The sequence below is a fragment of the Qipengyuania sp. SM2507 genome, from assembly GCF_053714505.1.
Genome location: NZ_CM132307.1, coordinates 2,113,493 through 2,129,419, shown reverse-complemented (window position 1 = coordinate 2,129,419; position 15,927 = coordinate 2,113,493). Strand labels below are relative to the sequence as shown.

The following is a 15,927-nucleotide window of genomic DNA, read 5'->3' as shown; positions in this document are numbered from 1 at the left end:
GGGTGGATGATGAGTAACGCCGAACGCCCGCACAATCCGGACGCTGCGCATGCCGATCTGATGGGCGTCGAATTCGACAGCTTCGACGCAGCGCGCGAGGAGATCACCTTGCGCTTCACCGCGCCCGCCAGCTTCATCACCCCGCGCGGAAGCGTGCAGGGCGGGCTGGTCGCGGGCTTTCTCGACGAGGCGATGGGCTGGGCGCATGTCTGGGCCACCGATCACGCCGAGGCGCCGCTCAACCTTGAGATCAGCATGAGCTTGCTCCGACCGGTCCCCGCAGGACCGTTGATCGGCAGGGGCAGGGTGGTGCGGCGCGGGCGCCGGGTTATCTTTCTCGAAGGCCAGTTGCTGTCCGAGGAGGGTACGCTGCTCGCCAGCGCCACCAGCACCGCCATTCCGACCCCCCGCCCACAGGGAGATGCCTGATGGCCCGCAACCCCGCCACTCCCGAACAGCAATCGGTCCGCGTGCTCAAGGTGGGCGAGCGGGTCCGGCATATCCTCTCCGAACTGCTCGCGCGCGGCGAGGCGCATGACCTGGTGCTCAGCGCCACCACCATCTCGGTCACCGAGGTGCGGATGTCGCCCGACCTGCGCAACGCCAAGGCCTATGTGAAACCGCTGCTGGGCGAGGAAGAGGCGGTGGTGCTCAAGGCCCTGCGTACCAACACCGCTTTCTTCCAGCGCGAGGTCGCCAAGCGGCTGGGGCTGAAATTCGCCCCCAGACTGAGCTTCCGCCCCGACGAGAGCTTCGACGAGGCCAGCCGGATCGAACAATTGCTCAACGACCCCAAGGTGGCGCGCGACCTCGACGAGGAATGACGGCTTATTCCGCTATGGTAGCCTCTGCCGGAACGACCAGATCGGGCAATGTGTAACCAACCGGCGCATCGGGCCCCAGCGGGATGCCGAGGTAGAACCACGCCACGATCAGTGCCGTCCCCGAGATCAGCAGCCATACCGAATAGGGCAGCATCATCGCGGTCAGGCTGCCGAGGCCGAAGTCTTTCTGCCAGCGCTGGGCGAAAACCAGGATCAGCGGGAAATAGACCATCAGCGGCGTGATGATATTGGTCGCGGAATCGCCCACCCGATAGGCCGCAGTCGCGCCTTCCGGGCTGATGCCGAGCAGCATCAGCATCGGCACCAGGATCGGCGCGAGCAACGCCCATTTGGCGCTGGCCGAGCCGACGAACAGGTTGAGCAGAGCCGCGAAGACGACCATCAGGCCAATCACCAGCGGCAGCGGCAGTCCCGTGCTCTCGATCCCGGCCGCACCGTGCACTGCGGTAATCAGCCCGAGGTTCGACCATTCGAACATCGCCACGAAATGCGCGGCCGCGAAAGCCAGGACGAGGTAATAGCCCATGTCCTTCATCGCTTCGGCCATCATCGCGACCAGATCGCGGTGGTTCTCGATCGTCCCGGCAGCGCGGCCATAGGCCCAGCCGGTGGCCAGGAAGAGTACGAAGAAGGCCGCGACCAGCGACTTGTAGAAAGGGTCGAGCTCGGTGTGGATCGAGCAATCGGCGGCCGGGATGCCTTCGCATGCCGCCTCGTTGATCAGCGGCGTGCCGGGGGCGAATACCATCAGCGCCCAGAGCCCGACGACGAACAGCGCGGCGAGGCCTGCGTGGCGCAGTCCCTTGGCCGCGCGCGCGCCGTCATGTTCGGTCGGATCGGGGCTGGTATCGTCGCCGACTCCGGCCTGCGCTCCGCCCATCCATGGGCCAAGCCGCGGCTCGATCACCTTGTCGGTTACGTACCAGATGATCGGCAGGAAGATGACCGTCATCGCGACGATGAAATACCAGTTCCCCGCGATATTGGCGGTCCACGCCGGGTCGAGCGCGCTGGCGCCTACCGCTTCCTCGGTAATGCCGAACAGCAGCGCGTCGAGCTGGCCGGGCGAGACATTGGCCGAGAAACCGCCCGACACGCCTGCGAACGCCGCAGCAATCCCTGCCAGCGGGTGGCGTCCGGCGGCTGCGAACAGCACGCCGGCCAGCGGAATCAGCACGACATAGCCCGCATCCGCTGCGTGGTTGCCGATCATCGCGACCAGCGCCACCACCGGTGTGAGTAGCGACTTGGGCGCGCTCTTGACCGCCTTGGCCATGCCGGCGGCAAAGAAGCCGGAGCGTTCCGCCACGCCTGCGCCCAGCATCACGACCAGCACGTAGCCCAGCGGGTGGAAGTGGGTGAATGTCGTCGGCATCTCGACCCATAGCCGCTGGATATTATCCGGCGAGAGCAGGCTTACGGCGGAAATCACCGCATTGCGGCCGGTTTGCTCGTCGATCGCGGTCGGGTGGAGAGCGGAAACGCCGCTCAACGCCGCCACGATGGATATGACGACCAGCGCAATGATCAGGTAGAGGAAGATGAACACCGGGTCGGGCAGTTTGTTACCCGTGCGTTCGACCCAGCCCAGAATGCCTTTTTGCCTCGAATCCGCCGCGATTGCCTCTGCCACCCTCTTGTTCTCCCAAAAACCTTTGCTGCCTGGCGCGCGGGATTAACATTGCGATTCTCGCCTGTCCCCTCGCTTAACCGCTAAACTGTCGAAAAATCGACGGTATGCGGACTCGCGCGGAGACCATGGCCGCGCTAGCGTTAGCGCCATGGCCAAGCTCTATTTCTACTACGCCAGCATGAATGCGGGGAAGAGCTCCACGCTGCTGCAGGCCGATTTCAACTATCGCGAGCGCGGCATGCGGACCATGCTGTGGACTGCCGCGCTCGACACCCGGTCGCTTGGCATGATCCGCAGCCGGATCGGGCTCGAGACCGACGCGCACCGGTTCGGCGGAGGCACCGATCTGTGGCGCGCGGTGATGGAGGTCCATGCCGCCACCCCGATCGATTGCGTGATGGTGGACGAGGCGCAATTCCTGACCCGCGAGCAGGTCTGGCAATTGGCGAAGCTGACCGACGAGGGCGGCGTGCCGGTGGTCTGCTACGGGCTGCGCACCGATTTCCGTGGCGAGCTGTTCGAAGGCTCGGCCGCACTGCTCGGGATCGCCGACAAGCTCGTCGAGCTCAAGGGCGTGTGCCATTGCGGGCGCAAGGCGACGATGAATTTACGCGTCGACGAGAGCGGCCAGGCGGTCGCCGAGGGCGCGCAGACCGAGATCGGCGGCAACGACCGCTATCTCGCATTGTGCCGCCGCCATTTCAGCGAGGCGCTGGCGGGCTGAGCACCGAGCCCCTATCTAACCTGCCATGCTCGAAACCCTTATCCTCGCGGCGATCCTGATCCCGTGCCTGATCGTCGCGATCGTCTTCCACGAAGTCGCCCATGGCTGGGTGGCGCTGATGCTGGGCGATCCCACCGCCAAGGAGCAGCGCCGCCTCAGTCTCAACCCGATCCGCCATGTCGATCCCATCGGCACGCTGCTGGTGCCCGGCGCGCTGGCGCTGTTCGGCGGGCCGATCTTCGGCTGGGCCAAGCCGGTCCCGGTGCGGCAGGACCGGCTCGACAATCCGCGCTACGGGATGATGGCGGTGGCGGCGGCCGGGCCGGGGACCAATCTGTTGCTGGCCTTGCTGGGCGCAATCGTGGCGGGGGTGGTCATGGGCGTAAGTCACGCCGCAGGGGTCGAGCCCAGCCCGTGGCTGTTCGCGGGCTTTACCTATTTCATCCTCATCAACGTCTTCCTGGCGCTGTTCAACCTGCTGCCGATCCCGCCCTTCGACGGCTCGCACATCCTCGGTGGATTGCTGCCGCGGCGCTACCAGCGCCAGTGGCAGCGGCTCCAGGCGCTGGGGATGGTGTTCATCGTCGTGCTGATCGGCGCGAGCTGGGCCTTTCCCGACAGTGGGGTGGTGCAAAATGTGGTGCTGCCGCCGGTGCTGTGGGTGCAGGACATCTATTTCGACATCGCCGGCTGGATTGCCCGCGCCATCGCCGAATGACGGCCCCGACGATTCCTCCGTTGAAGCCGGGGATGAAACCCGACGGCTGGCTGGTGCTCGACAAGCCGCGCGGGCTGGGCTCGACCCAGGCGGTGGGTGCGGTCAAGCGCGTGCTGCGCGAAGCGGGCTATGCCAAGACCAAGGTCGGCCATGGCGGCACGCTCGATCCGCTGGCCGAAGGCGTGCTGCCGATCGCGCTGGGCGAAGCGACCAAGCTGGCGGGGCGGATGCTCGATGCCAGCAAGATCTACGAATTCACCATCCAGTTCGGCGAGGAGACCGACACGCTCGACACCGAGGGCGAAGTGATCGAGCGCTCCGACCGCCGCCCGCCGATGCTGGCCATCGGCGCGGTGCTGGAACACTTCACCGGCGAGATCGAACAGCTGCCGCCCACCTATTCGGCGCTCAAGATCGACGGCAGGCGCGCCTACGACCGCGCCCGCGCCGGCGAACAGGTGGAGATGACGCCGCGGCAGGTGACGATCCACGAACTGTCGCTGTGGCGCGATGCCGGTGAAGACCGGAACGATGCCGAGCAGGTCGATCTCGGCAGCACCTTCGCCACCACCACGGGCCGTCCCGATCCCTACGATCCCGGAGCGCCGCTCGAACTCGCCGACAGCGTTACGCTGGTCGCGCATGTCAGCAAGGGGACCTACATCCGCTCCCTTGCACGGGACATCGCACGCGCGCTTGGCACGGTGGGTCACGTCACCTATCTCAGGCGCACCAAGGCCGGCCCGTTCCGCGAAGAACAGGCGATTTCGCTGGACTCTCTGAACGAAATCGGTAAGGGCGCGCCACTTCACCAATCGCTCCTGCCGCTGGAGGCGGGGCTGGACGACATCCCGGCCCTTTCCCTCGACCCCGATAGCGCGCAGGCGGTCCGCCAGGGCCGGGTGATTTCGGGAATGCCCCACAAAGACGGGCTCTATTTCGCAAAGCTGGAGGATATTCCGGTCGCGCTGCTGGAGATCGTCGGTGGGACGGCCAAGGTCGTCCGGGGTTTCAACACATCCGATGTCGCGGAGTAGAATGCATGACGATTACCGCCGAAAAGAAACAGGAAGTCATCAAGGACAACGCGCAAGCACAGGGCGACACCGGTTCGCCGGAAGTCCAGGTCGCGATCCTGACCGAGCGCATCAAGAACCTGACCGGTCACTTCAAGGGCCACCACAAGGACAATCATTCGCGTCGTGGTCTGCTGATGATGGTCAACAAGCGTCGCAACCTGCTCGCCTACCTCAAGAGGAAAGACGTCGAGCGGTACAACACGCTGATCCAGAAGCTGGGTCTGAGAAAATAAGAGTTTCGTGGAAGGGCGGCTCCCATAATGGGCCGCCCTTTTGCTTATTGGCGCGAAGGCATCCGGCCCGCGTGCCCGAGGGCAGACCAACGCCCTCAACCGGACCGGGACGGCATCCCCGGACAATGTAGGCCCCGCGCTGCAATGTGGCAGGCGGGATCAGAAGGAATTAGAATGTTTGAGATTCACAAAGTAGAACTGGAGTGGGGCGGAAAGACCCTCACGCTGGAAACCGGCCACATCGCCCGTCAGGCCGACGGCGCCGTGCTGGCCACCTATGGCGAAACCGTGGTGCTCTGCGCCGTGACCGCCGCCCGCAGCCTGAAGGAAGGGCAGGATTTCTTCCCGCTCACCGTCCACTATCAGGAAAAATTCTCCGCCGCCGGGCGTATCCCGGGCGGCTTCTTCAAGCGCGAACGCGGCGCCACCGAGAAGGAAACGCTCACCAGCCGGTTGATCGACCGTCCGGTCCGTCCGCTGTTCCCCGAAGGTTTCTACAACGAGATCAACGTGATCTGCCAGGTCCTGTCGTATGACGGCGAGACCGAGCCCGATATCGTTGCGATGATCGCCGCCTCCGCCGCGCTGACGATCTCCGGTCTGCCCTTCATGGGTCCGATCTCGGGTTGCCGCGTCGGCATGGTCGATGGCGAATACACGCTCAATCCGTCGCAGGCTTCCACGCTGGTGGATGGCCGCCTCGATCTCATCGTTGCCGCCACGCAGGACGCGGTGATGATGGTCGAGTCCGAAGCCAAGGAGCTGACCGAGGAAGAAATGCTCGGTGCGGTGATGTTTGCGCATGACGAGAACCGCAAGGTCATCAAGGCGATCGTCGATCTGGCCGAACTGGCCGCCAAGGATCCGTGGGATCTCGATCCGGTTGAAGACAAGACCGCGACGCTCGACGAGCTGCGCGGGCTGATCGGCGCCGATATCGACGCTGCCTACAAGCTCACCGACAAGCAGCAGCGCCAGAACGCAATTGCCGATGCCCGCGCCAAGGCGCGCGCGCATTACGAGAGCCTGGATCATTCCGATCCGGCCGAATATCTCGGCAAGCTCAAGCTGGTGAAGAAGCTGGAAAGCGACATCGTTCGCAAGGCCATCCTCAAGGACGGCAAGCGGATCGACGGCCGTGCGGTCGATCAGGTTCGCCCGATCGAGGCGATGGTCGGCTTCCTGCCGCGCACGCATGGTTCCTCGCTGTTCACTCGCGGCGAGACGCAGGCGATCTGCACCACCACGCTGGGCACCAAGGACTCCGAGCAGATGATCGACGGGCTCAGCGGCCTGTCCTACGAGAGCTTCATGCTGCACTACAACTTCCCGCCCTATTCGGTCGGCGAAGTCGGTCGGTTCGGCGGTTCCAACCGCCGCGAGATCGGCCACGGCAAGCTCGCCTGGCGCGCTCTGCACCCGGTGCTGCCGTCGCGTGAGGATTTCCCCTACACGATCCGCGTCCTGTCCGACATCACCGAGTCCAACGGCTCGAGTTCGATGGCGACGGTCTGCGGTGGCTGCCTCAGCATGATGGATGCCGGCGTACCGATCGAACGCCCGGTTTCGGGCATCGCGATGGGCCTGATCCTGGAAGGCGACGATTTCGCCGTGCTCAGCGACATTCTCGGCGACGAGGATCACCTTGGCGACATGGACTTCAAGGTTGCGGGCACCGAAGCCGGCATCACCACCATGCAGATGGACATCAAGGTCGCCGGCATCACGCAGGAAATCATGGCCAAGGCGCTCGAGCAGGCGAAGGCCGGTCGCACGCACATCCTGGGCGAGATGACCAAGGCGCTGGGCACCGCCCGCGGCGAAGTCTCCAAGCACGCTCCGCGCATCGAAACGCTGCAGATCGACAAGTCGAAAATCCGCGACGTTATCGGCACCGGCGGCAAGGTGATCCGCGAGATCGTCGCCGAGACCGGTGCCAAGGTCGACATCGACGACGAGGGCATGATCAAGATCAGCTCCTCGAACGTCGATGAGATCGAGGCGGCGCGCAAGTGGATCCTCGGGATCGTCGAAGAGGCGGAAGTCGGCAAGATCTACGACGGCAAGGTCGTCAACATCGTCGACTTCGGTGCCTTCGTGAACTTCATGGGTGGCAAGGACGGTCTCGTCCACGTGTCCGAGATGAAGAACGAGCGTGTCGAGAAGCCCACCGACGTCGTGTCGGAAGGCCAGGAGGTGAAGGTCAAGGTCCTCGAGATCGACCAGCGCGGCAAGGTCCGCCTGTCGATGCGTGTGGTCGACCAGGAAACCGGCGAAGAGCTCGAAGACACCCGTCCCCCGCGCGAAAAGCGTGAAGGCGGCGGCGGTGGCCGTGGCGGCGAGCGCGGCGGCGATCGTCGTGGCCCGCGCAGCGGCGGTGGCGGCGGTGGCCGTGATCGTGGTGGCGACCGTGGCGGTCGCGGCAATCGCGATGGCGAAAGCGGCGGTTCGAGCGAAGGCGGCGCGCACGTGCCCGACTTCCTCAAGGACTGATATCTTCATCCGGGTTCAAGCCCGGGTGAATTCACGATAAGACCGGGGCCGCGATCCATTCGCGGCCCCTTTCGTTTGGAGAACCCCCATGCTGCCGCGCGAAACCCTTGCAACCGCCGAGATTCCGGGCGGCGACACGCTCACCCTGGTCAGCCACGGGCGCGACCACATCATCATGCTCGGCCGCGACGAGCTGATGGGAACGCGGATGCAGTTCAGCGAGGAGCAGCTGGCGCAGCTCACGCTGGAACAGATCGACACGCCTGCACCGCGTGTGCTGATCGGCGGCTATGGCATGGGCTTCACCTATCGCGCTGCGCTGGCGGCGATCCCGGCGGCTGGCCGGGTGGTTGTCGCCGAAGTGGTGCCCGAGATCCTTGCCTGGGCGCGCGGCCCGCTGGCGCATCTGACCGGCGCGACGCTCGACGATCCGCGCGGCGAGGTGGTGCTGTGCGATGTCGCGGCGCTGATCGACGACGCCAATGACGGCACCAGCCCGAAATTCGACGCGATCCTTCTCGATGTCGACAATGGCCCCGACGGCATCGTCCGCGATGGCAACGAGCGGCTCTACACTCGCACCGGCATCGCTCGTTCGCGCGACGCGCTCAGGCCCGGCGGAATCCTCGCGGTGTGGTCCGCGGCGCCCGATCTCAAGTTCCGCGGGCGGCTGAAGGATGCCGGCTTCGAGGTCGAGGAGCGCCGGGTGCGCGCGCGGCCGAACAACAAGGGTCCGCACCACACCATCTGGTTCGCGCGGGCATCTTGATCGCCGCGGGCTTCTTCAGCCCTGCCTGAGCCGCAGCCGCCCGCTGAAATCGCGCTTGCCGACCGGAACGCCCAGCATTCGCAGGATGTCGTAGGCGGTGGCGGCGTGGAAGTAGAAATTGGGCTGGCTGAAGCTGAGCAGGAATTCCTCCGCCGCAAACTCCAGTTTGAAGTCGCGGAATTCGAACCGCATGTCGCGCCCGATCGCCTGCTCGAGATCGTCCTCGGAAACCTGATCGAGTGCCGCACGTGCCTGGGCCAAATGTTCGCGAAGGCCATCGAAGCTCTCGGGCGGCGGCGAGAGGTCGGGCTGGAACACGCCGTTCGCCACCCCCGCCAGCGCGCCGGCGGTGTGCACCGCCACGCTCTTCACCTGATAGGTGAAGGGGAACATGTCCTCATAGATGCGGGCGGACAGGACATGCGCGGGATCGTGCTCCTGCTCGCTGCACCATGCCTCTGCGCGATCGACCAGCTTTCTGGTGCTGTCGATTATCTGCAGGGCGCTGGGGACGAAGGCGGCGTGAAGCGATAGCGGCATTGGGCAACTCCCGATTGGTCGGGGGCAAGCATAGCGATCCATCACGGCGCGCCAAGGGATTCGGGGCGGTGTTGGCGGATGTCCGCAGCGCTATCGCGGCGTTTGTTCAGCCGACCACGCGCAGATGCGGCGCAGCGCCAGCACCAGAAGGAGCCCCGTCGAAGGGGATCATCGCCAGCGAGCGATCGCGCCCGGCATCCTTGGCCGCATAAAGCCCGCGGTCGGCGCGTTTCAGCGCGCTGGCAAGCGATTCTCCGTCGCGCAGCTGGGCGATGCCCGCGCTGGCGGTAACGGTCGTGGCGAGGTCCGGGACATGCTCGATCACGGCGGTGGTGACCCGCCTGCGCGCCTTCTCGGCGAGGCTCTGCCAGTCGTCGCCATAGAGCAGAACGACGAACTCCTCGCCGCCCAGCCGCGCGGCGAAGACGTTCTCGCCCTTGAGCCCCCTGCCGATCGCGACCAGCACCTCGTCGCCGACATCATGGCCGTAGCGGTCGTTGATCCGCTTGAAATGGTCGCAATCGATCAAGGCTACGCCATGGGGCCGGCCCCGCTCGCTTTCCTCGTAGTGCCGCAGCAGGCCGCGCCGGTTGGCGAGGCCGGTAAGCGGGTCGGTCGCGATCGCGAGCGTCGCCGCCTCGACCTCTACCAATGCGGCGTCGCGCTGGCGGCGGAAGTCCATGAAGCCGTCGACCGCACCCATCGAGGTGACGATGAACTCGAGCACCAGCGCGGCCAGCACGGCGGTGGACCAGAAATTGAGCTCGATCCCCATGACGATTTCATACGCGAGGAGGTAGCAGCCCACCATGACCCCGCCCGACCAGGCGACCGCCTGGAAACGTGCCGCGCGGCTGCCGAGCGCCATCGCCTTGCCAAGCCCGAAGACTATGATCGCGATCATCGCCAGCAAGCCGACTTCGGGCAATCGTTCGAGCCAGGGCAGGTAGGGTACCAGAGGTATCAGGACTGCAAGGACGACACCGATGGGAAGCACCGCGCCCAGCAGCCTGCGGGTGCCGGCAAGCGGATATTTGCGCTCGATATAGCTTGCCAGGAAAGGGCCCGCGAAGGCCACGCTGAGCATGTTCGCGATGCCTCCGACGATATTCGCCCCCGCCTCGGTAAGGCCTGCGGGCGGCACCGGCGGCATCAACACCACCGCCATAAGCCCGATCATCGCGGTGCGCGCAGACAGCCACAGCAGGAACGGCCGCTTGACCACCGGGAACAGCGCCAGCGCAATCAGCCCGAAAATCGCCGCAGTCGCCAGAAAGGCGCCAAAGGTGATGCTCGACCAGTCCATGACGGTAAGTTGCACTCCCCCTCGCAGTGCCCGCCCGACGCGAATGCCAAGACAGGAACCATCGCCCAGCCTACCTCGGTACAGCTGTCGAGAGGGTCAACGAAACTGGTTACTAGAGCGTGATCGACCGCACGGGCGACCGACCGGTTCTACCCGGCCGGTCCGCCGGACCGGAGATCAGCGAACGCGCGGCCCGCCGAACGGCAGCGGGGGCGGGGGACGGCGCGAACCGCGGGGAAGCTGCGCCTGATAGGCCCGGCCGCAATGTTCGACGCAATAGGGAAAGCCGGGGTTAACCGGCGTGCCGCAGAAGTGGAAATCGGGCTCGCCCGGATGGCCCATCGGCCAGCGGCAGACCTTTTCGCTCAGATCGAGCAGGCTGGTCTTGTTGGCGATTTCGGGGCTCGGCTTGGCGGGCACCAGGCGGCGCGGCGGAGCCGGCGGAATGGGCGGCTGCTGGTCGCCCGGTCCCTGGCGCAGAAAGCCGCCGGGGCCGACCGAAACGATCTTGGGCGTGTTGGGGGCGCGGTTGGGCAAGGGCTGCGAATGGCTCGACGAGGCACCGGCCGCGGGTGCGTCTTTCTGCTCGGTCTGCCGATCCGCTGCGGGCTCGGGTGCAGGGGTGCTTGCTGCGAGCGCGGACACAGGCTCGGCAGGCGGCGCATCGGAGCGGGCCTGCGGCTTCTTCGCGCCCGGTTTCGCGGCAGGCGGTTTCGCGGCAGGCTTGGCCTTCTTGGCGACGGCGGCCTTCTTCTCGGCCGCCTTGACCGGGGAAGGGCGCGCCTTGAGGCCGAGGCGATGCGCCTTGCCGATCACCGCATTGCGGCTGACCCCGCCCAGCTCGTCGGCGATCTGGCTGGCGGTCGAGCCACCTTCCCACATCTTCTTCAAGGTCGCGATGCGTTCGTCGGTCCAGCTCATTCAGATCATTCCATTTTGCTTGGGCGCCCGGCAGGTTGCGCGGAAGCGTGCTTGTCAGCGGGGCTGGATCGACGTAGGCGCGCGCCCATGGCCGATCAAGTCCCGAACTTAGCCCCGGACACGGCAGGCGCCGCGCCCTCCTTCGTCGAGAGCGGTGGCGGCAGCGCAGGGACCCGGTTCGCGCCGCACGGTCAGCCGGTGATCACCGGCATCAACCGCATCGGGCTGTGGAGCCTCTATATTAAGGAGGTCCGCCGGTTTCTCAAGGTGCAGACCCAGACTATCTGGGCGCCTGCAGTCACCACGCTGCTGTTTCTGGTCATTTTCACCGTCGCGCTGGGCCGCGGCGGCCGCGAAGTGCTGGGTGTCCCTTTCGCCCATTTCGTGGCCCCGGGGCTGATCGTGATGGGGATGATGCAGAACGCCTTCGCCAATTCCAGTTTCTCGCTGCTCTCGGGCAAGATCCAGGGCACCATTATCGACCTGCTGATGCCGCCGCTGTCCGAAGGCGAGCTGATGACCGGGATCGTCGCCGCTGCGGTCACCCGCGCGCTGGCGGTGGGCTGCACGGTGGCGCTGGCGATGGCGCTCTATCCCGGAGTTCAACTTCATGTCGAAAGCCCCTGGGCGATCGCCTGGTTCGGGCTGATGGGTGCGATCATGCTCGCGCTGATGGGGCTGTTGGCCTCGATCTGGGCGGAGAAATTCGACCACAATGCGGCGGTCACCAATTTCGTTATCGCGCCGCTCAGTCTGCTTTCGGGCACCTTCTACGTGATCGACAATCTCGCGCCGCTGTTCCAGACGATCAGCCGCTTCAACCCGTTCTTCTACGTGATCTCGGGCTTTCGCTACGGCTTCCTGGGACAAAGTGACATCGGCGAGGGCGTGCAGGCGATCGTCTGGGCCGGGCTGGGGCTCGCGGTGTTCAACCTGCTGCTGGCGGTGTTGTGCTACCGGCTGCTCAAGTCGGGCTGGAAGATCAAGAGCTAGCGTCCAGGGCCAGGGCTCCGGCCTTCGCGAGGCCGATCCTCAGTGGGTCAGCGACCGGCGCACGCGATAGCGCCCGTCCTCGAACTGCTCGAACATCTGGTCGACCTCGGGATGCTCGACCGGGCCGCCCAGCGAATCGCTCACCAGGTTCTGCTGGCTGACATAGGCGGTGTAGCTCGACTCGTCCGTCTCGGCGAAAAGGTGGTAGAACGGCTGGTTGCGGTCGGGGCGGATGCCCTCGGGGATCGAATCGTACCATTCCTCGCTGTTGGCGAAGACCGGGTCGATATCGAAGATCACCCCGCGGAAATCGAACATGCGATGACGCACCACATCGCCGATGGCGAAACGCGTGCGGGCCAGCTGGGGCGCATCGATGGTGCGACCGGCTTGGGGCGAAAAGAACTGGGCACGATCCATGAGAACAAGGGATATGGTGTGCCGCGGCCCCGTGACAAGTAACCGCTTGGTTACCATCCCCCGTTTTGCGCGCCCGCAGCCCATATTTCGGCTTGCTCCAGCCCGGACCTTGGGCTAGGCGCGCGGCTTCCCAACGACCGGGAGGCGGGCATTCGCCCCGCCAGCGTGCGCCCAACGGCGATGCGGAGAGGTGCCGGAGTGGTCGAACGGGGCAGTCTCGAAAACTGTTGAGCGCGCAAGCGTTCCGAGGGTTCGAATCCCTCCCTCTCCGCCACCGACCCCCAGCACTAGTCTCCTAGAAGAGGGCCGTCGCGCAAGCCGGCGGAACAGGCCGGTTTGTGCGAACTGATCCGTCACGGGCTAGCGATCTGGTGAGCGTCTCTGGCGGTTTCAGGCCGGCTTTAAGGCCCCAGTCTCTGGTCAGATCAGCATCGGTGCAGTTTCCCTGCATTCAGGCAAAGAACAGGGAAAAACACAAATTTCGAGCTGAAAACAGGCCTATCCGGCTATATCTCGCGGTTGAGTGCGCAAGAAACGCCCGTGATTATCGCAGGTTACGCCTGCAAAATACCCGTTTCCCTGTTATTCGCCATAACAGGGTATTTAATCGCCCATAACAGGGGCCTCAATCGACGTAACAGGGCCTGTTACCCCGCAAAACAGGGAAGCTCATGTCGGCCATCCGAGGGCCTCGCGCTGGCGTTTCCAGTCGAGTGGAATTGTCATTTTTCGAAGGCGCTCGAGGTTGAGGTCGGGCGGCTGGCGCCCGGCGAGGATGTCGCGCTGGAGGTCGGGCGCGAGGAATGCGAGGCGCAGGACCATGCGATCGTATTGCAATGCCGGGGCTGCATCGACGAGCGGTAGTCCCTGCTCGCGCCTGGTCAGGCGGTGCGCTTTGCGAAGAGCGGTGACCAGCGCCGCATCCACCTCAGCTTCCTTGCGGCCTCCCGCGCAGATCATCCGCTTGCCGCCTCGCAATGGAAGCGCGAGCTCGACCTGGACCCGAACCGAGGTTCGGTTGGTATGAAGCATGGTCTCCCCATCAGCGAGTCGCGCAGCAAGATCGGCGCCGTGCGCAGCGGGCAGATCGACCAGGAGGCCGGACCCGCCAAACCGTATCGCGGTGATCGTATCAGTTGAATGGCCAGAGCCCAGCCAGCGCTCGACCAGCTGACTTACCAGCTTTTCGATCGCCGGAGCAGAGATCCGCCGGATGCTCCCGTCGTTGGTCGAGGCAGTACCCTGCTGCAGCGAGGCGGAGACGTAGTAACGGTAGGCGCGTCCCGACTTTCCGCGCGAGAACGTGGGGCTCATCGGTTCTCCGCTGGCATCGAACAGCTTGCCGGTGAGCGGTGCCTTCACGATTCGGTGATCGGCTGCTGCGCGGTGGCGCCTCGCGTTGCCGTCGAGCATGCGCTGAACGCGCTCGAACAGGTCCGGGTCAACGATGGCATCATGCTCGCCGTCGAAGCTCTGTTCGCGATGCACGATCCGGCCAAGGTAGATCCTGTTCCTCAGAAGGTGGAACAGCGCTCCTCGGCTGAAGGAACCACCGCCGGTGGTCTTGCCCGTGCCAGTCACCCGCAGCTTCGAGCGGATGCCGTGTTCTTCCAGCTCGCGCTGCAGTGCATGCACGGAGCCAAGCTCGAGGTAGCGCGCAAAAATCTTCCGCACCGTCGCCGCTTCTTCCTCGTTCACCCGCAGCTTGCGCGTTCCTGTCTCGGGAAGATCGTAGCCCAGCGGCAGGTTGCCACCCATCCACATACCCTTGGCCTTGGAGGCGGCGATCTTGTCGCGGATGCGTTCGCCGGTCACCTCGCGTTCGAACTGGGCGAACGAGAGCAGCACGTTGAGCATCAGCCGCCCCATCGAGTTGGTGGTGTTGAACGACTGGGTCACCGAGACAAAGCTGGTGTCCGCCTTCTCGAAGATCTCGACGATACGCGAGAAATCCGAGAGCGAGCGGGTGAGCCGATCGATCTTGTAGACGACTACGACGTCAATCAGCCCCGCCTCGATGTCGGCAAGGAGGAGCTTCAGACCGGGGCGCTCCATCGTTCCGCCGGGGAAGCCGCCATCATCATAAAAGGTGGGAATCACCCGCCAATGTTCGCTCTCTTGGCTCTTCACGTAAGCCTCGCCAGCTTCGCGCTGGGCATCGAGGCTGTTGAACGACTGGTCGAGGCCCTCGTCGGAGCTCTTGCGCGTATAGATGGCGCAGCGGATCCGCCTGTCGGTCATGCAGCATCCCGCAAGCCAAAGAAGCGCGGACCGTTCCAGCGGCTTCCCGCGATAGCGGTGGCCGCAGCCGAGAGGCTGGGGAACAGTTCATCGTTCCAGCGGAACCCGCTCTCTTCGACCACCACCTCGACCTTCCTGCCCTTCCAGTTGCGGGTGAGCGTGGCGCCGATCCCGAGGTGTTTGCCTTCCGCTTGCACAGCACCTGTTCGCGCGAGCGCGCGGCGGGTCTCCTGGTCGAGACCGCCATAAGCCTCGGCCTGTACGCGCCAGGCGAGCTGCTGCTGCATGATGGCTATAGAGCGCAGCGGGGGAGGGGCGCCGTATCGCTTCCTCCAGAACGCCCGCAGTTCATCGAGGTCCATTTCGGCGATCTCGGCCACGAGCTGCTCGACCTCTGCCTTGGTCATGCCGGCTTCTCCGCACAGTAACGGCGCACACCATCGATCTTCTCGGAGGTAATCGTCAGCCCGCGCTTTTTCTTGAGCGCTCCTGCCATGGCTCCGCGCACCGAGTGCTGCTGCCAGCCGGTCGCCTCGACCATCTCGGCAATGCTGGCGCCGCCAGGCGCCGACAGAAGTTTCTCGAGCTGGTCGAGGCGGGAGGGAGGTTTGGGAGCGCTTGCGTCAGTGCTCTTCGGGGGCGTTGCCCGAGCTTCCTGCTTCGGTGAAGTATCTGGGGCCGATTTCGTCTTGCTCATCGCGTATTCTCCGGTTGGCGGCGCCGGAATGGCCGCCGCTACCGGCACGAGCCCGGCTCGCCGGGCACGGACAGCAATGCTCTGTCCGCGCGCACAGTCCAGTCCATTGTGCCAGCAAGGGGTTTATCCCCATGGAATCCCGATGCGTGGAGAGGAAAGGATTATCGCGGAAATCCAACGATCTTGGGCGTTCGGAAAGATAGCTCTTTCTTTCGGAAGCGGCAGTCCGCTGAAAAAGGCGGGAGGGCCGACATCCAGAGCGAAAGCTGATCAATGTCCGCAACTGGGTCGTTTGCTGACTGACCGGTTCTGGCA

17 protein-coding genes and 1 tRNA gene are annotated in these 15,927 nt (G+C 64.9%); 10 read left to right on the top strand and 8 right to left on the bottom strand.

Annotated elements, in window-relative coordinates:
• The first annotated feature begins 6 nt into the window (after positions 1-6).
• Positions 7-429, top strand: coding sequence for a PaaI family thioesterase (locus tag ACWIKC_RS10450; RefSeq protein ID WP_454597442.1), 423 nt, complete (start codon positions 7-9; stop codon positions 427-429).
• Positions 429-824, top strand: coding sequence for a 30S ribosome-binding factor RbfA (gene rbfA / locus ACWIKC_RS10445; RefSeq protein WP_454597441.1), 396 nt, complete (start codon positions 429-431; stop codon positions 822-824). Before ACWIKC_RS10450 ends, rbfA begins: the two co-directional genes overlap by 1 nt.
• A 4-nt stretch (positions 825-828) precedes the next feature.
• On the opposite strand, the gene ACWIKC_RS10440 is transcribed toward rbfA, so the two are convergent.
• The gene (locus ACWIKC_RS10440) at positions 829-2,478 is read right to left on the bottom strand and encodes an AbgT family transporter (RefSeq protein WP_454597440.1); all 1,650 of its coding nucleotides are present in this window, start codon (positions 2,476-2,478) and stop codon (positions 829-831) included.
• Positions 2,479-2,626: 148 nt separating this feature from the next.
• Between ACWIKC_RS10440 and ACWIKC_RS10435 the strand changes: the two genes are divergently transcribed.
• The 6 genes from ACWIKC_RS10435 to ACWIKC_RS10410 all read left to right on the top strand — a co-directional run bounded on the left by ACWIKC_RS10435 (position 2,627) and on the right by ACWIKC_RS10410 (position 8,494).
• Positions 2,627-3,202, top strand: coding sequence for a thymidine kinase (locus ACWIKC_RS10435; protein ID WP_454597439.1), 576 nt, complete (start codon positions 2,627-2,629; stop codon positions 3,200-3,202).
• A gap of 25 nt (positions 3,203-3,227) precedes the next feature.
• Positions 3,228-3,920: a site-2 protease family protein gene (locus tag ACWIKC_RS10430; RefSeq protein ID WP_454597438.1), complete on the top strand. Its 693-nt coding sequence runs from the start codon at positions 3,228-3,230 to the stop codon at positions 3,918-3,920.
• Positions 3,917-4,957 (top strand): tRNA pseudouridine(55) synthase TruB, encoded by a 1,041-nt coding sequence (truB, locus tag ACWIKC_RS10425; protein ID WP_454597437.1) that lies wholly within the window; start codon positions 3,917-3,919, stop codon positions 4,955-4,957. The genes ACWIKC_RS10430 and truB overlap by 4 nt, the downstream gene beginning before the upstream one ends.
• A gap of 5 nt (positions 4,958-4,962) precedes the next feature.
• A complete protein-coding gene (rpsO, locus tag ACWIKC_RS10420; protein ID WP_454597436.1) occupies positions 4,963-5,232 on the top strand; it encodes a 30S ribosomal protein S15 in 270 nt (89 codons plus the stop codon).
• Between the two features lie 174 nt (positions 5,233-5,406).
• Positions 5,407-7,725: a polyribonucleotide nucleotidyltransferase gene (pnp, locus tag ACWIKC_RS10415; protein ID WP_454597435.1), complete on the top strand. Its 2,319-nt coding sequence runs from the start codon at positions 5,407-5,409 to the stop codon at positions 7,723-7,725.
• Between the two features lie 88 nt (positions 7,726-7,813).
• On the top strand, positions 7,814-8,494 hold the full coding sequence (locus ACWIKC_RS10410; protein WP_454597434.1) for a spermidine synthase: 681 nt from the start codon (positions 7,814-7,816) through the stop codon (positions 8,492-8,494).
• 15 nt (positions 8,495-8,509) lie between these two features.
• Here ACWIKC_RS10410 and ACWIKC_RS10405 read toward each other — a convergent pair whose 3' ends face one another.
• From ACWIKC_RS10405 to ACWIKC_RS10395, 3 genes are all read right to left on the bottom strand, one after another.
• On the bottom strand, positions 8,510-9,034 hold the full coding sequence (locus tag ACWIKC_RS10405; RefSeq protein ID WP_454597433.1) for a DUF1993 domain-containing protein: 525 nt from the start codon (positions 9,032-9,034) through the stop codon (positions 8,510-8,512).
• A 106-nt stretch (positions 9,035-9,140) separates the two neighbouring features.
• A complete protein-coding gene (locus ACWIKC_RS10400) occupies positions 9,141-10,355 on the bottom strand; it encodes a diguanylate cyclase domain-containing protein (RefSeq protein WP_454597432.1) in 1,215 nt (404 codons plus the stop codon).
• Positions 10,356-10,517: 162 nt separating this feature from the next.
• Positions 10,518-11,261 (bottom strand): GcrA family cell cycle regulator, encoded by a 744-nt coding sequence (locus tag ACWIKC_RS10395; RefSeq protein ID WP_454597431.1) that lies wholly within the window; start codon positions 11,259-11,261, stop codon positions 10,518-10,520.
• Between the two features lie 87 nt (positions 11,262-11,348).
• Here ACWIKC_RS10395 and ACWIKC_RS10390 point away from each other — a divergent pair, with 87 nt between their 5' ends.
• Positions 11,349-12,254: an ABC transporter permease gene (locus ACWIKC_RS10390; RefSeq protein WP_454597430.1), complete on the top strand. Its 906-nt coding sequence runs from the start codon at positions 11,349-11,351 to the stop codon at positions 12,252-12,254.
• Positions 12,255-12,293: 39 nt separating this feature from the next.
• Here ACWIKC_RS10390 and hspQ read toward each other — a convergent pair whose 3' ends face one another.
• Complete coding sequence (hspQ, locus tag ACWIKC_RS10385; RefSeq protein WP_454597429.1) at positions 12,294-12,674, bottom strand: heat shock protein HspQ; 381 nt, start codon at positions 12,672-12,674, stop codon at positions 12,294-12,296.
• 184 nt (positions 12,675-12,858) lie between these two features.
• On the opposite strand from hspQ, the gene ACWIKC_RS10380 reads away from it, so the two are divergent.
• Positions 12,859-12,948: transfer RNA gene (locus tag ACWIKC_RS10380), tRNA-Ser, on the top strand.
• Positions 12,949-13,343: 395 nt separating this feature from the next.
• On the opposite strand, the gene ACWIKC_RS10375 is transcribed toward ACWIKC_RS10380, so the two are convergent.
• From ACWIKC_RS10375 to ACWIKC_RS10365, 3 genes are read right to left on the bottom strand one after another with little or no spacing between them, the layout of a single operon-like run.
• The gene (locus tag ACWIKC_RS10375; protein ID WP_454597428.1) at positions 13,344-14,915 is read right to left on the bottom strand and encodes a recombinase family protein; all 1,572 of its coding nucleotides are present in this window, start codon (positions 14,913-14,915) and stop codon (positions 13,344-13,346) included.
• The gene (locus ACWIKC_RS10370) at positions 14,912-15,322 is read right to left on the bottom strand and encodes a DUF2924 domain-containing protein (protein ID WP_454597427.1); all 411 of its coding nucleotides are present in this window, start codon (positions 15,320-15,322) and stop codon (positions 14,912-14,914) included. The genes ACWIKC_RS10375 and ACWIKC_RS10370 overlap by 4 nt, the downstream gene beginning before the upstream one ends.
• The gene (locus tag ACWIKC_RS10365; RefSeq protein WP_454597426.1) at positions 15,319-15,612 is read right to left on the bottom strand and encodes a DUF3489 domain-containing protein; all 294 of its coding nucleotides are present in this window, start codon (positions 15,610-15,612) and stop codon (positions 15,319-15,321) included. Before ACWIKC_RS10365 ends, ACWIKC_RS10370 begins: the two co-directional genes overlap by 4 nt.
• Positions 15,613-15,927: the final 315 nt, after the last annotated feature.